Source organism: Bradyrhizobium sp. CIAT3101, from assembly GCF_029714945.1.
Lineage (GTDB): Bacteria > Pseudomonadota > Alphaproteobacteria > Rhizobiales > Xanthobacteraceae > Bradyrhizobium.
Genome location: NZ_CP121634.1, coordinates 8761540 through 8776697, shown reverse-complemented (window position 1 = coordinate 8776697; position 15158 = coordinate 8761540). Strand labels below are relative to the sequence as shown.

Sequence of the window (15158 nt, the reverse complement as noted above, 5' to 3'; positions counted from 1 at the left end):
CTTGCGCGCGAGAAAAAATCAGCCGGAAAAACCGAGCGGCATCAGCGGTCTATGAAATCGAGTCACTCTTAAAGGCGGAAATCGAGTCACTCTTATAGAGGAATCGAGTCACTCTTTCGGCGTCCGCACAGCCCTTGAAAATACTGGTGGGCCCGGCAGGACTCGAACCTGCAACCAGACCGTTATGAGCGGCCGGCTCTGACCATTGAGCTACGGGCCCGCCGCGACGTGGCTGCCAACGTGATACTCTGGCCAACACTCCGGGGAACACCATGTCGTTTGGGCATTACTTGCCGCAGGAGCTTATCGAAATAAACCCGTTGCAAACTTGCGGCCCTCGCGACGACTCTTCGTTATCATCTGTAACCTGATTTATCCAATCCGAAAGTGACTAGTTGGAAACTCGTGCGCTGGAGCAGCTAGTTACGACCAAGATGGAGTGGACGGCTCGGGCTGTACGCGCGGAAGGCTGGAGCGGGTGCCCGCCTGGTTTCGCCACTGTTTCGTGATTTCGCCGCATTGGTTCACTGATCAGCCAAGCCATACTGTCGCCGGCATGAAGGAATCCTTCAAAAACGCTGCTCAAATGCGTGTTTTCGAGCGCCCTGAGGCAGGCATCGCAGTAATCAATACCAGACATCGTCTATGTATGGAGCAAGCCGCGAGCGGGATCAGGCAAGCGGCTCTCCTGGTCGACAAGCCATTTGGAGAACGAGAGTCATTTAAGAATATGACGACTTTACGGGGTAATCGGCGATTTCACACAACACAATCAGCTGACACGGTGCGCACTCTTAAAGACGCCAGCTGCGAAATCTCTGTTGCTGCTCGACTTTAAAAAACGGCGCTCTACGAATCATGACGATGCTCGATGAAAACTTGGCTCGCATTCGTACTCACCGCAACAATATACACCGGTGTCGACGGCTGCTAAGGACGAGATTGTCGGATTTAGAACGCGCACTCATCGAGAGGCGCCTTGCAGACGAGCAGGCCGCGTTCAACTCTCTTTTTGCCAAGACCTTCCCGCTCATATTTTCACTTCCGAAAGATCTGGCCGATTCTCGGAACGCGCAAGGTGGCCAAGGTTGGGGGCACGCGTAAAATACTGAACAAAACTTTGGGCCGCACTCGAGTAAGTTAGACCCATTTGGTCAATCGCCGTTGGTGAAGAAAACGGTGCTGGGCGGTACGCATTTGGAGCCGCCGACCCCCGCACTGTTCACCGCTGCTTGCTTCTTTGTCCGAGTATCACCGGGGAGATTGGTGATTGAGGCGAAGTCGTATTACGTCGAACGGCGTCGGAGCCACGCCACTCAATTTTTGTCGCAACGTTAGTTGGACAACAAGAGGCTGGGATAAGCATTTGTCCGGGCCATGAAATCGCGAATTGCAGGATATCTAGCAGTCAACTGATTCGGTGTGGGTACAAGCGTTTCGGCCCCGTAATCAAGTTGCATCAGTTCGAGATAAAGTTGCCGATAGCGCTCGATCCTTATTGCCTTGCGATCGGGGTTAAAAAAGCTTGCTGGCTCTGGCTCGATAGGCACAAAGCCCAAGAGAAGCGAAGATCTCACCTTCTGCCCATCATCGGAAGCCGGCCTTGTATATGCGGCGGCTGGGGCCGGATCATCGATAAAGCTCGCGCCTAAGACGCGTTGCAGCAGATATATCCTCCTAGCCGAACGTTGGATGCTCTTTTTTTGATAGGGATCCTCAAGTGGTATGCAATGCGGGTTCTCCGCCTCGATCAGAATTCTGCGGGCGCCCATCTTCTGCGTGAATTTGGCGAAGAGTTGCTTCATCCTCTGGATGGGCACTCTTCCCCGATCGTTCGCGCGGATGGCAATGTATGGAACATACATCGACTGTGGCACCTTCGAATTTAGTCGAACCAAGCCAGCCCCAATTGCGCGTTGACTGCGAATGAGCAAGAAATAGCGAGCGATGCCAGGTCTGTGAAATAGCTCCTAGTCTATCGTCAGCCTCTAAGTCCGCTCCGTCAGTGAATGCCTCCCTGAGAATTGATCTTGCGCAGCGATACTGAGTTACTGACTCGACCGACACAAGGATATCGGATCCTCCGTCGTGATCGTCGGCTGACGCACTTCGTTTGTCGCACGTGTAGTTTGTCAGGTCGCGCGGCGGTGTTTGAGTAGACATGAGAGTCCAATTAAAAGATCGACATTGAGATAAGCTGCGCCCCCTCAGTCGTGCTCCTCTCGCGCATGGAGACGTTGTATCGTTGTGGGCACTTCAGCCACGAGACTCTAAGTTGGCTCAGAGCTTCACGGGGAAGCCATAAACATGAGTTTTCGAGGTGCGACCCAGCTGCGGACCACATTGAGCGGGCGGCCCCTCCGCGATAAGCCCAACGCTTCGGGGTCGCCCTGCATCACCGGGTGGTCGGGAGGGACGGTGATGATGGCCATGACAAAGCAAGCATTATGCCGGACCAGAATCGAGCGACTGGATACGGTCAGCGCGAGATGTGTTCGAGAAGGTGAGCGGTGCTGTGTCGATTTGCTCAATTTGTCTTCAAGGCGACAATCGAGTGGACTGTTCTGAACTTCAGCGAAGCATTGCGAGCTTGTCGATCGCTGCGCGGGCGTTCATAGGGGTACAGTTTTTAGCAACGGTGACGACGACTGTGCGGATGAACGTTGCGAAGCGCGCCCGACCCCGTGCCGGCGTGAATCGTCCCGATCGGATCGTCCGTGGCCCGGACTTTGACGAGCTCAGGGTTTGACGGCCTCGCACCTTGCCGATCGGCCGGGCGCAAACTTAAGTATGGCGACCAGACCCGAGTGCGGCGAAACCATCCCTGGTGCTCAGCGCGATCAGATTGCACGCGCGGCACCGCAGCTTGCGCGCGTCCTCGATCAGCACCACTCTGGTGGCGGCGATTTCGATGATTAATGCGTTTGTCACGGTCCGTTCGCCGCTTGGGCGGCATAGACCGACAAATCTTCACGACGTCTGGGCGGGATAGGCTGAGATCTGCGCTGCGACCACGTCCGCGCACAATCCGAGATCATGGATCGAGTGATGCCTGCCACAGAAGATCAGTTATTCACGACGTGTCGGACTGCGATGCGATCAATAGCTGTCCATTAGCGAACAGCGCCAAAACCTGCCTGTCGTTCCAAGCGAATAGGTGTATCTTGGGTCCGCAATCTCGCGTGTCGTGAGAGTGCCTGCACAGCCGAAAACGGAAACTACGTCTGCGTAATGTGAGCCCAGCTGTACAGCAGCTAGCTCCAGCTCTGTGACGCCGCAATGCTCGGCAGGGAGCGACCGATCGTCAACTGACCTGTAATTCTCATCCAGGTCATCAGGCGCAGGCGGATCGCCGATAACCCCAGTGGACGGAGCGCTAGCATGTGCTGGTCGAGGCCAGCTCGAGAGCTGGACCGCCTGCATGAGCAGCCATCCGGACGCGGTGATCATCATGACCCGCAGGATCGTTTGCCGATTGATGAGATGGCCGGTCATTGCGAACGGTTGAGATACCTTCATCGAATACATTCGTTGGAAGGTTCAAGGTAAGTAGGCGTCAGAGGCGCTCGCCAATCGTGATGACGCCATGTGCAGGAGTGAGATTCACTGATAGGTAGGACATGATGACGAGCCTAGCGCGATCGCAGTGGTCTCAAAATTTGGCCTAGTCAGGTGGTAATGGATGGGGCGGACTCTATGTCATCTAGACGGACACGGCGGTCCGCCCCTACATCACGGCGACGGCTCCGTAATGGTATTGCACATCAAGCAAGCTCTATGCCGAACTGAGAACCCCAGAACTTGCTGGTGCATCGAACTTGAAAATGATCCGAAGATAGTCAGTCGTATGCAGCGTCAATTCAAGATCTTGCGCGCGTTGTCTGCAAGAGAGGCTCTGCAAATTGCGACGCTTCAGTGAATCATTTTCTGTCTCTGCTGCGCTCTTAATGGCTGCCTTGCCATAGTGTGCCTGGTGAGCGCGTTACTTTCCGAGCGGCATATGAGTGCGAAACGGCTTGCGGTCTCACCCCGCTCGCAGGTACCCCTGCCGCGAGCGTTCTAACTGAGACCTGAAGAGTTGCCTGGCCGCACTGATTGCGGTCTGCATCGCGCGCCTAGGCGAGGCATCCTGCTCCACTCTATTTGGGCGCTTTGCTGGCCTGTCTGGGTGGAGGCGGCGAAACTCTAACTTACCCCGAAGGGAGGGCTGTCAAGCAAGTGACCAAACTCTGCTGAGCCAAGAGGGCTCCGCGGGGTGTCTCCTAAACCACGTCGCGATTTCCTTCTCTCAATAGAGCGATCTCTGGTCCTCGTTATTTTAAGTCCCTATTCGAAAGAGGTTGAATCGAGCGTGGCGTCAGGTTGTAAGCAGGATGCGAGAACGTCGGCCACTCGAACATTACAAATGAAAAATCAATGTCTCGCTCCACGTCTTGCGGAATGCTCGGCGGGCAACATTTTAGGATTAACGACAGGAGGTGACCGACGCAAGTCGGCGCTCTGGGCGGCCGCGTTCGTTTTCGCGTCTACATTTGTCGCCGAGCCACACGCTGCGCAAGCTGAGCCCGCTAGCGACAGTCTGAATTGGTTGTCCCGCACGAAATCAAACGGCGCCTCCGCAGTCGCCGTCAAAAGGTCGATCTCTCCGTTTTGGGACACGTGGATCAGAGCCGACATGACTGTGGCGCACGAGCCCACCACGACGTGGATTTGCTAGCGGAGAAAGCGGCTAACGGCGGCAACGTGCCGCAATCCTCTGGTATTTCCTGGGCTGCAGCCACCGTCCCCGGCCCAGGCTCCTTTTGGGACAAAACGCGGTGGATCCGCGCTTTGATTCGGGCGAGCAGAGTAGCAAGATCGCAACTTCGCTCATCAGGTCGGTGCCGCTGCAGAGCGATTATTCGCCGGCATTGCAGATTGAAGGCGGTCTGATCCAGAAGGGGCAGATGCCGCTCCTCGGGATGCTCGGGCAAGGGTCGCGCAATTATGAGACTCATCACTCGGCCAAAGTGACAATCACGGTATCGGCACGAGCTTTGTCGTTGGCCAAGCCATGTCGACCACCGACGACAAATGGCTGCGTAGCTTTGGGGCCGAGCAGACGCTCTTCAAGGGGGGGCACGATCTCCATCGACATCGGAGAGACCGCACAGATCCTCAATGAGGACGTTTCGTCAAGCGGCGGGCATAGCGTTCGGCAGGAAGCAGACCTCGCCATAGCATTCGGCGGTTAAATGGCGAGGTTTCGTTGATGGCTAGAGAACCTGCGGGAACGCGGAGCTATTGCCATTCGACGTGTCGTGAGTCCTGGCGGCTTCCAGACATTCCTTGGTGAGGTTCTCGACAATCTGAGGCGCGAAAGTGCCAGCCATTGCCGAACTGGCGCGGACGAAAGTGCAGCGACCAGCGTTTGTTAAGCTACCCCAGGATCCAAGCCGGGATTCACACAGCTCGCGGACGGCGAATCCTTGCTCACAATTGTCGGTGGATCCGATTGATGTGGCGACGGTGCGCCCGCGAGCGGGCGTGGCTCCGCCGAGATTGATGATGGTTCTTCGGGAGCCGTGACTCAGTACCGAAGTTGTTGTCGTGCACTTCAGCTCTATGATAAGCAGGGATTGGACCAGCTTTGAAAGGATTGCGTTATGAGTCTGACGCAGAGATTTGAGTTTCGGCAGTCGCTGGTGATAACGCCGCAGTTGATGCAGGCGATCAAGATGCTGCAATTGTCTAATCTAGATCTCACGACCTTCGTCGAGGAAGAGCTAGAACGCAATCCGCTGCTCGAGCCCGTTGATGACAATGAGCGCGCAACCAGTGATGTTTCTGACGAAACCAGATTATTTAGGGACCGCGAGGAAAGCGGAGGCGAGGACCATGAGCCCTTGGGCGTGACCGCCGAAACGTTTGACATCGGCCAGGAAGAATGGCCGAACTCTGATATCGGCAGCCGTGTTGAGATCGAACACAACGTTGTTTCTGAAGAAGCTGCCGAGGCGGGCGTTCGCAACACCCAGGATGCACCCACGAGCGTATACCCTGAATGGGGCGGCGGCGCCTCCGGTGACGAGGACTACAATCTCGAAGCCTTCGTCGCGGCAGAGACGACACTTTCCGACCATCTCGCCGAGCAGCTCGTGGTCGCGTTCACCGCGCCGGCGCAGCGCATGATCGGGCAGTATCTGATCGATCTCGTCGACGAGGCCGGCTATCTGCCGCCCGATCTTGGCGGGGCTGCCGAGCGGCTTGGCGCAACGCAAAGGGACGTCGAGGACGTTCTTACCGTGCTACAAAAATTCGACCCGCCCGGCGTCTGCGCACGTAGCTTAAGCGAATGTCTGGCGATCCAGCTTCGCGAGCTTGACCGCTACGATCCCGCGATGCAGGCGCTCGTCGAGCATCTCGATCTCCTCGCCAAGCGCGACATCGCGAGCTTGCGCGAACTCTGCGGCGTCGACGACGAGGATATCGCCGACATGATCGGCGAGATTCGCCGCCTTAACCCGAAGCCCGGCATGAAGTTCGGCTCCGCGCGCCTGCAGACCATGGTGGCGGACGTCTATGTGCGTTCGGGTCCCGACGGCGGCTGGCATGTCGAGCTCAACAGCGACACCTTGCCGCGTGTGCTCGTGAACCAGACCTATTACACCGAGCTGTCAAAGAGGATCGGCAAGGACGGCGACAAATCCTATTTCGCCGATGCCTTGCAGAACGCGACCTGGCTGGTGCGCGCACTCGATCAGCGCGCCCGCACCATCCTGAAGGTCGCGACCGAGATCGTGCGCCAGCAGGACGGCTTCTTCACCCATGGTGTCGCACACTTGAGGCCGCTCAACCTGAAAGCGGTAGCCGAGGCTATCGAGATGCATGAATCGACGGTCTCGCGCGTCAGCGCCAACAAATACATCGCGACGAATCGCGGCACGTTCGAGCTGAAGTATTTCTTCAGCGCACCGATTGCATCGGCCGATGGGGGCGAGGCGCATTCCGCTGAAGCCGTCCGCCACCACATCAAGCAGCTGATCGATACGGAGGAGCCATCCGCAACCCTGTCCGACGACACGATTGTCGAACGGTTGCGTGCGTCCGGTATTGAAATCGCCCGGCGCACGGTTGCTAAGTACCGCGAAGCCATGCGCATTCCCTCTTCGGTACAACGTCGTCGCGACAAGCAGAGCACCCTTGATAACGTCCTCTCCATCGCCCTGTCCGATCGTTCCCGCAACACCGAGCCGGCCTGATTGCGCTCAAAGCTAAAGGATGATCCGGACCTGAAGGCCCGCGTTAGCGCAAAGTGTGAAGCGGTTTTCCGGAAAGATCATGCGCAGACAACAACCTAAAGCGCGATGACGATTCTCCTCATCTCATCACGCTTTAGGCATCGATTAAGCGAGCCGTTGCCTCAGCTGCGAGACCTATGGGTGTATCGAGACTATTACGGGCCGTCAGCCAGGCTTTCGTGACTGGAGACAACTGGGATAGTCACATGATACCTGCCTATGGACAATCTCGTCGGGTGCATCAGCCGCATCTTTTGGTCAATGGTGCACGAGGACGAGCCGTGCACGGAACGAGTTTTGACAGAAGCTGAGATGAGGGATTTCTAAAAAAGTGGCATTCCAAGATCGCGTTTCGTGCGCCCGGAGAGAAGTGGAAAAGCGAGCTGAAAACAAACCCCGGCATTGCTGCCGGGGTTTCGTATTTCTGTTGAAAGCGTAGGACCTAGAAGTCCATGCCGCCCATGCCGCCGCCCGGGGGCAGGGCGGGGCCGGCAGCGGCCTTCTTCGGCAGCTCGGCGACCATGGCCTCGGTGGTGATCAGCAGCGCCGCCACGGAGGAGGCGTTCTGGATCGCGGTGCGGACCACCTTGGTCGGGTCGATGATGCCCTTCGAGACCAGGTTGCCGTACTCGCCGGCCTGTGAGTCGAAGCCATAGGCGTACTGATCCTTCTCCAGGATCTTGCCGACGATCACCGAGCCGTCTTCACCGGCGTTGATCACGATCTGGCGGGCCGGCCAGGACAGCGCCTTGCGCACGATCTCGACGCCGGTCTTCTGGTCGTCGTTCTTGGTGCGAAGGTTCTTAAGCTGCTCGGTCGCGCGGAGCAGGGCGACGCCGCCGCCCGGCAGGATGCCTTCCTCGACAGCCGCGCGGGTCGCATGCATCGCGTCATCAACGCGATCCTTGCGCTCCTTCACCTCGACCTCGGTCGCGCCGCCGACGCGGATCACCGCGACGCCGCCAGCGAGCTTGGCGAGACGCTCCTGGAGCTTCTCACGGTCGTAGTCCGAGGTGGTTTCCTCGATCTGCGCCTTGATCTGGGCCACGCGCGCCTCGATGTCGGCCTTCTTGCCGGCGCCGTTGACGATCGTGGTGTTCTCCTTATCGATTATCACCTTCTTGGCGCGGCCAAGCATGTTGAGCGTGACGTTCTCGAGCTTGATGCCGAGATCTTCTGAGATCGCCTGGCCGCCGGTCAGGACCGCGATGTCCTGCAGCATGGCCTTGCGGCGATCGCCGAAGCCCGGAGCCTTGACGGCCGCGACCTTCAGGCCGCCGCGCAGACGGTTCACGACCAGGGTCGCGAGCGCTTCGCCCTCGACGTCCTCGGCGACGATGACCAGGGGCTTGCCGCTCTGCACCACGGCCTCCAGCAGCGGCAGCAGCTCGTTTAGCGAGGAGAGCTTTTTCTCGTTGATGAGGATGTAGGCGTCGTCCATCTCAACGCGCATCTTGTCGGCGTTGGTGACGAAGTAGGGCGAAATGTAGCCGCGGTCGAACTGCATGCCCTCCACGACGTCGAGCTCGGTCTCGAGCGACTTGGCTTCCTCGACGGTGATGACACCCTCGTTGCCGACCTTCTTCATGGCGTCGGCAAGGAATTCGCCGATCTCCGCGTCGCCGTTGGCGGAAATCGTGGCGACCTGGGCGATCTCTTCGTTCGAGGTGACCTTCTTGGAGTTCTTCTGGAGGTCCGCGACGACGGCGTCGACGGCGAGGTCGATACCGCGCTTGAGATCCATCGGGTTCATGCCGGCGGCAACCGCTTTGGCGCCTTCCCGGACGATCGCAGCCGCGAGCACGGTGGCGGTGGTGGTGCCGTCGCCGGCCGCGTCAGCGGATTTGGAAGCGACTTCGCGCACCATCTGTGCGCCCATATTCTCGAACTTGTCGTCGAGCTCGATCTCTTTGGCGACGGTGACGCCGTCCTTGGTGATGCGGGGGGCGCCGAACGACTTGTCGAGCACGACGTTACGACCCTTCGGGCCGAGCGTGACGTTCACGGCATTGGCGAGGACGTCGACGCCGCGCAGCATGCGGTCGCGGGCGTCGACGCCGAATTTCACTTCTTTGGATGACATATTAGTTTCCCTGAGTTGTGTCATCTCACCCTTGGCGCCTGGCAGGCGTTCCTCAGAGGTGAGCGATGCGAGCGGGTTGAATTAAGCGACCTTCTTTTTGGCCGACACGTCGGTGAGAACGCCCATGATGTCGCTTTCCTTCATGATCAAGAGCTCCCGGCCGTCGATCTTAACCTCAGTGCCTGACCACTTGCCGAACAGCACACGATCACCGACGCCCAGATCGATCGCGATCAGCTTGCCGCTCTCGTCGCGGCCACCGGGGCCAACGGCGATCACTTCGCCCTGGGATGGCTTTTCCTTGGCGGTATCGGGAATGATGATGCCGCCAGCGGTCTTCTCTTCTGCGTCGATACGCTTGACCACGACGCGATCATGAAGTGGACGAAAGTGCATGCAGTCCTCCTAAAACATTTGCAGGAGTTGAGGATCTCAACCTTGTTAGCAGTCTGTGCCCGCGAGTGCTAACGCAGGCGCAGCTGAAATAGGATGGGGTATTTGTGGGAGCAAGGGCTGCCAGCAAAAAATCAGCTCTCATAAGCGAGTCTATTTGAATCATTAGCGTTGCTAACTGGCTCGCGCGCAATGAGCGCAGTGTGACTGTTCGGCCGAGGTCTGCGTCGATGTCGCGACGGATGATCTAGGCCTGGAAGAATCCCCAGAGATTAGTGCCTCGAGATTCTAAGTCATCGCTAATGCCATCCATCTGATTGACTGCTGGGATACCGGCTCCGACTGAAGCGAACGCTAGCGCTGATGAACGCGCTGGTAACAGGAGTTCGCCGTGGCTTGCTTCAGTGGACCGGATTCTCGTCGAGTTACCGCCATGTCCGCAACAGCGAGGGAGCGTGTACAGGTTCGATGATGCCCCCTCATTCTGACGATCTAGGAAATAAGCGCCTTATCTATCTTGCTCAATCGCTAACTTTGGCAGTTGACAACAGCTGGATGAAAGCGACGAGCCGCCGGCGGCGGCCTCTTCGGAGCTGAACGAAATGCGCGGGTTCGAACACAGGCATCACCGAGGGGAGACAAACCGCGTTATTGCGGAGCGGAAGCCTGGTGCAAATCCCGGCAAAAGCGGATCGACACGTCCCCTAGCTTCGTACCTCGGCCGAGCGGCCGCGCGAGGGAACTGATTCAACGCCAACACTCACGCAAAGCTCAATCGCACTTCATCTACTCTGCGGGGCGATGATGATCATATACGCATACGTTTCGCGTCCTACGATTGCAACTAGATCCGCGTCCGGGAGGCAAAGAGATGCAAGCGACCGCAGGTTCGCAGCACCTTCTTAAGACCGGTCGCGAGAAGAGTGGAGTGAGGGGCGGCACCGACGACTGGAAATACGCCGAGTCCGCCCCCGCATCACCCTTGGGAGCGGAGGTGACGCGACTTTGAAGGTAGCAAACAATCCGATCATGCAGCTACTGCAACTATCTCACACCAGGATGGCACGCATACGGGTTGAATCGGCCGCGACGTTAGGTTGTATGCTGCGGAGCCCTTGATTGTCCGTCCTGGCTATGCGCAGAAAACCCTGACTGTTGACGACGAGCGGAAGCGACGGACAAAGAAAATTGCAGACAAGCCGAAAGATGCGAGGCTAACATCGATCAGAAACAATAATTCGATTTCGTCGTTAGTAGGACCGCTCAAGGCGACCAACCCAGGTCTTCAATCTCGATAGTGCGTCAGCCGCCCTCTTTTCTGCTCCTAGGCTTCTCTTCTCGTTGGATAGAATTCATCCATGCTGCTCGATCGCAATGACCGCGCCAGATTGGTCAGGCGATCGGGACCCATCTCTTCCAAAACGCGGTTGCGTTCATGCCGGAGCCCTCGTCTGGTCTGAACTTGACTGAGCTCGTTAGCCTGAGTTCGGTCGGAGCGAAATTCAGGCCGCAACGAATCTAGTTCTCGTCCTTGTCTGTACAGATCCGACTGCGTCAGCCGCTCGATCATTGTTCGACGTCTGACAGCGCGGCACAAGTGTGTGAGATCCAAAACACTTGCGTGCTGTCGCGCCTTCTCGGCTCCTTTGCGAAGCGCGATAAGGCGCTGACAGCTCGCGGGGGATGCTGGCACGACCCTTGCTCCCTCTCACCGTAGGCCAATCGAGGCCAGTTGGAAGGAGCTGACCATGAGCAGCACGACAGGATCTTGGGCTTACGGAGAGAAAGCGCCCATGCCAAGTCAAGAGCAGACCAAAACGAAAGAAGTTCGTGGCTCTTCGAGCCGCGGCGGCTTTGGAGCTATGCCGCAGAATGCAAGAGCTGCAGCAAAAACCGCTAAGGGGCGCTGACGAAATCGGGCGCACGACTGCCCGGTTATGCAGGGCCGAAAGTGCGGTACCGCTGACCTCGCCCTGCCCCTTGACGGCAGGGCGAGGAGGCGTCGCTGCTTTGGCCATTTATAGGAGCTGGCAACCGCAGTTGCTCATTGCATCGCCTAGAATGAATGGGTTGGATGGGAATTGACGGGCCATTTGCGATAAAATGGAGCCCTCCAAAATACAAGATCAGGTGGATTTTGCTGCCTTTATGTCGCGAGTAAGCCACACCGATCTGTACAGGTACGAAACAGGCGGCCGTCAGATCTTCGTTTTCAACTCTCCTGAATTGGTTCGGCCCTTTTATGAAGACACTGATTGTGACGATATAAGCGAGCACCGCTACAGAAAAATTGTGAATGCATATGCTCCATCTGCGTTCCCACTGTTTTAAAACTGAAAGCAATTTCCGCCGGTCATGTGAAGCCGTACGATACAATTCTAGCTGAGCTAAGTCAGAGCGCAGCTGGCTTTCAAGAGCGTGTTCCGCCATTCGTCGCAGATCAAAGCACGATCGAGATCTCACATGAGATCAAACGCTGGATGCTGATCTTGATGGCCAAATTGCTTTACAATTTCGATATCTCCCGCCACGCCGACGAGTTCATCGTGAGAGAAAGTTTTATAGAGGAGTGGCTAGCGAATGTAGAACACGCCGATTGCTGGCCAAGAGGAGGAGAATCGACAGCGCGATCGAAGAGAATGAAAAGAGTTTCATAACGTTGCATTTCATAACGTTGCACTTGAAATCTCAAAGATCAAGTTCACTCATTACGACGAGAAACCCAAAATGCCGGGAGACCTGGTCGCGTATGCGATGATCCGTACGCTGATAAACGCTTTCCACGCATCCGCGACCTCCATAGCCTGGACCTTGATGCTTATTTCGGGAAGCAGTGTCGAAGAGGCCCTGTTTGAAGAAGCGGCGGCAGTCGGACCCGAGTTCGATTTTCGGAATTTTGGATCAGCTTCCAAGCTCCGGACGGCCTTGACGGAAAGCTTACGACTCTATCGTCCCGCGTGGATGCAAGGCAGACACGTACGGACGACTCACATCGTGGCCGAGATGAACATTCCTCAGGGCAGCGCAGTCATGGTTTGCGCGTACTCGCTGCATCGCAATGCAAAATATTGGAATCGTCCTGGGGAGTTTCTGCCGGAAAGGTTTAATGAACGCTCGACCTACGACGCCCGATGCTACCTGCCCTTCGGCGGAGGACACCATCTGCCCCGCATCTGGACTGTCAATTCCAATTTGAAATTGATTCTTGCTTACATGATCTGGCGGTTTCGCTTCACAGTGCATGGAATCGCATGTAAGCCTCGCGGGCTAATTGGGCTGAGATTGCATCCAGGTCTTTGGCTCAAGCTTAGGCCTCGACAGTGAACATCCGCTTTGAGCGGCGGGTGAAGCTTTGGTGCACGTCATGGATTTTCATGAGTGCACCGCCGTCGACGCGATCAACCTACTTGTCACGTCAAAGTGACCGCGAAATGGCTGCTAAACTTGCTGGAATCTCGCAGTCGTGCCTGTTTTAGGACTGATTGCTCTGGGAGCGGCCAAGCCCCTCAGGCGGGTGTGCCGCCTGACCTTGATAGCGCAATGGTCAAACACTTGATCAAGCTAGCCGTGGCAAACGGTTTAGCAAGAAAGCAAATCCCGCCAGCCTCGATTGCTCGAGCGCGGACCGCATCGTCTGGGAAGGCCGTGATGAAGATGAACGGCATGCGATGACCGAGGCTTCGCATATGCCTCAGCAGGTCAATTCCGCTCATCAACGACATTTGGACGTCGGTAATCACACAGGACGTCTCTGTCAATTCCGCAGCGCTCAGGAACTCCTCCGCGGAGGCAAAGGCGTGGACCAAGTATCCGTACGATGCCAGAAGGTTGCTCGTGGCGCCGCGAACGGATGGATCGTCGTCGATGACTGAAATGACGGAATGCTTGGGCAAACTGTTTGCTCGAGATCCGGGAAACTGCTCGCCGCGGTTGCGGCCGGCGTTGGAAAGTGAGGGCTCGAAGCAGAATTGAAAAGCATACTTAGGTTTGTACGTTCCCCTTTGGTCGAGAAATCCCGAGAGCTTCACTTATTCTTATGAGGTCAGCCAGCGACTTCGCGCCCATTTTGCGCATGACCTGGCCGCGATAGATTTTGACGGTAATCTCTGCCAGCCCGAGCTCGCCCGCCACCTGCTTGTTCAGCAGGCCGGAGGCGACCAGGGCCAGAACATCGCGCTCGCGTGGGGTCAGACTTTCGAGCCGGGATCGTAGGTCAGAGACTTTTTTTTCGAGATCGCGCCGCTTGCGATCTCGTTCGATCGCGGCCCGCACCGCATCGAGCAGATCCTGCTCGCGTACCGGCTTGGTCAGGAAGTCGACCGCACCGCTCTTCATAGCCTGGACGGTCATGGGAATATCGCCATAACCTGTGATAAAGATGATCGGCGTGTGGATGTTGGCCTCAGCAAGTTCGGACTGCAGATCGAGGCCGCTCGATCCTGGTAGGCGGATGTCGAGAACGAGGCAGCTCGGTACCTCGGGCGGGTTCGCCTGCAAAACCTCCGCGGCAGAGCCAACAGCCTTGACCTTAAGCCCTACTGATTCAAACAGATTTGTAAGAGCCTTGCGCATCGAAGCGTCGTCGTCGACAATCAAGACGATCGGTTCATCGGTATCTGTGCGCGACTGCGGTGTTTGCGAAAACTCGCTCATGATGCACCCTCCTGGTGCACGCGAAGGTTCATGTGAAATGTCACGCTGCATCCCCTTTAAAAGTGCACCAAGCGCGTAAAAGCCGCCAAGAATGCTGGTGCGGCCAAATTATCCAATTTCGCTATCTGGGTCAGTATTGATCGCAAAACTGCCCATTTTGCGACTATATGGGCGATTCGGTTGCGGCAAAAGGACTACAAGCCCCGACCCGGCCCGTGTTGTGCGCGATCGAAGGCCTTGCTGCTCTGCCGCACGCCGCCTGAGGGCCTCACTGCGCCGGCGGTTGGAGGGGCCAATTCCGTATCCCCGACCGGACTGCGGAGGGGGGCTCGACATTTCTTGCCAGAGATGCCGGTGGACAGAGAGGACGTCCACCTTCCACGGGCTTAGCGTCTTGCGTTCTCGCCGTTTGCGCACGCGACTGTCGCCTCACCAGGCTCTCATGAAACGAGCCGCGTAGGGTCGGCCATCCCGTCTCGATCCCTCGCACCAAGAGGTGTCCCTCCCAAAAGGCGTTCTGAGCCAAGGTCTCATTGCGTTCAGCGAGCAGATTCGGATCTTCCCTTCGGGGAGGCGCATTCGTCCTTAACGACCTCGGTCGGCACTTGGGGCTCCCCCAAGGAATGCAGCGCTGCCTTCGGTTGAGCGTTGCCTAGCGCCGCGCCCACCTCCTGGACCACCATTCTCCCGGCTGAGTAGCAGTCCCCGCGTCAAGCCCGGCAAGGGGCAGGTCACATTCCGCATTTTTT

At 57.2% G+C, this 15158-nt stretch carries 8 protein-coding genes and 1 tRNA gene; 3 read left to right on the top strand and 6 right to left on the bottom strand.

The annotated features are described in order from the left end of the window. Positions 1–144: 144 nt before the first annotated feature. Together QA645_RS40690 and QA645_RS40685 are read right to left on the bottom strand one after the other, a co-directional pair. Positions 145–220: transfer RNA gene (locus QA645_RS40690), tRNA-Ile, on the bottom strand. Positions 221–1334: 1114 nt separating this feature from the next. Further along, positions 1335–1805, bottom strand: a complete 471-nt coding sequence (locus QA645_RS40685; protein WP_283046605.1) for a hypothetical protein — start codon at positions 1803–1805, stop codon at positions 1335–1337. 3012 nt (positions 1806–4817) lie between these two features. Here QA645_RS40685 and QA645_RS40680 point away from each other — a divergent pair. Next, positions 4818–5234 carry a hypothetical protein gene (locus tag QA645_RS40680; RefSeq protein WP_283046604.1) on the top strand — a complete coding sequence of 139 codons (417 nt, stop codon included), beginning with the start codon at positions 4818–4820 and terminating at the stop codon, positions 5232–5234. A gap of 411 nt (positions 5235–5645) precedes the next feature. After that, positions 5646–7241, top strand: a complete 1596-nt coding sequence (gene rpoN, locus QA645_RS40675) for an RNA polymerase factor sigma-54 (RefSeq protein ID WP_283046603.1) — start codon at positions 5646–5648, stop codon at positions 7239–7241. Between the two features lie 481 nt (positions 7242–7722). Here rpoN and groL read toward each other — a convergent pair whose 3' ends face one another. Both groL and QA645_RS40665 read right to left on the bottom strand, forming a co-directional pair. Further along, complete coding sequence (gene groL / locus QA645_RS40670) at positions 7723–9363, bottom strand: chaperonin GroEL (RefSeq protein WP_283046602.1); 1641 nt, start codon at positions 9361–9363, stop codon at positions 7723–7725. 81 nt (positions 9364–9444) lie between these two features. Beyond that, positions 9445–9759, bottom strand: a complete 315-nt coding sequence (locus QA645_RS40665) for a co-chaperone GroES (protein ID WP_283046601.1) — start codon at positions 9757–9759, stop codon at positions 9445–9447. Positions 9760–12483: 2724 nt separating this feature from the next. Between QA645_RS40665 and QA645_RS40660 the strand changes: the two genes are divergently transcribed. Beyond that, a complete protein-coding gene (locus QA645_RS40660; RefSeq protein WP_283046600.1) occupies positions 12484–13080 on the top strand; it encodes a cytochrome P450 in 597 nt (198 codons plus the stop codon). Positions 13081–13262: 182 nt separating this feature from the next. Here the strand turns inward: QA645_RS40660 and QA645_RS40655 are convergent, their stop codons facing one another. Both QA645_RS40655 and QA645_RS40650 read right to left on the bottom strand, forming a co-directional pair. Next, positions 13263–13649: a response regulator gene (locus QA645_RS40655; protein WP_283053591.1), complete on the bottom strand. Its 387-nt coding sequence runs from the start codon at positions 13647–13649 to the stop codon at positions 13263–13265. 88 nt (positions 13650–13737) lie between these two features. Beyond that, on the bottom strand, positions 13738–14409 hold the full coding sequence (locus QA645_RS40650) for a response regulator transcription factor (protein WP_283046599.1): 672 nt from the start codon (positions 14407–14409) through the stop codon (positions 13738–13740). Between the last annotated feature and the right edge of the window lie 749 nt (positions 14410–15158).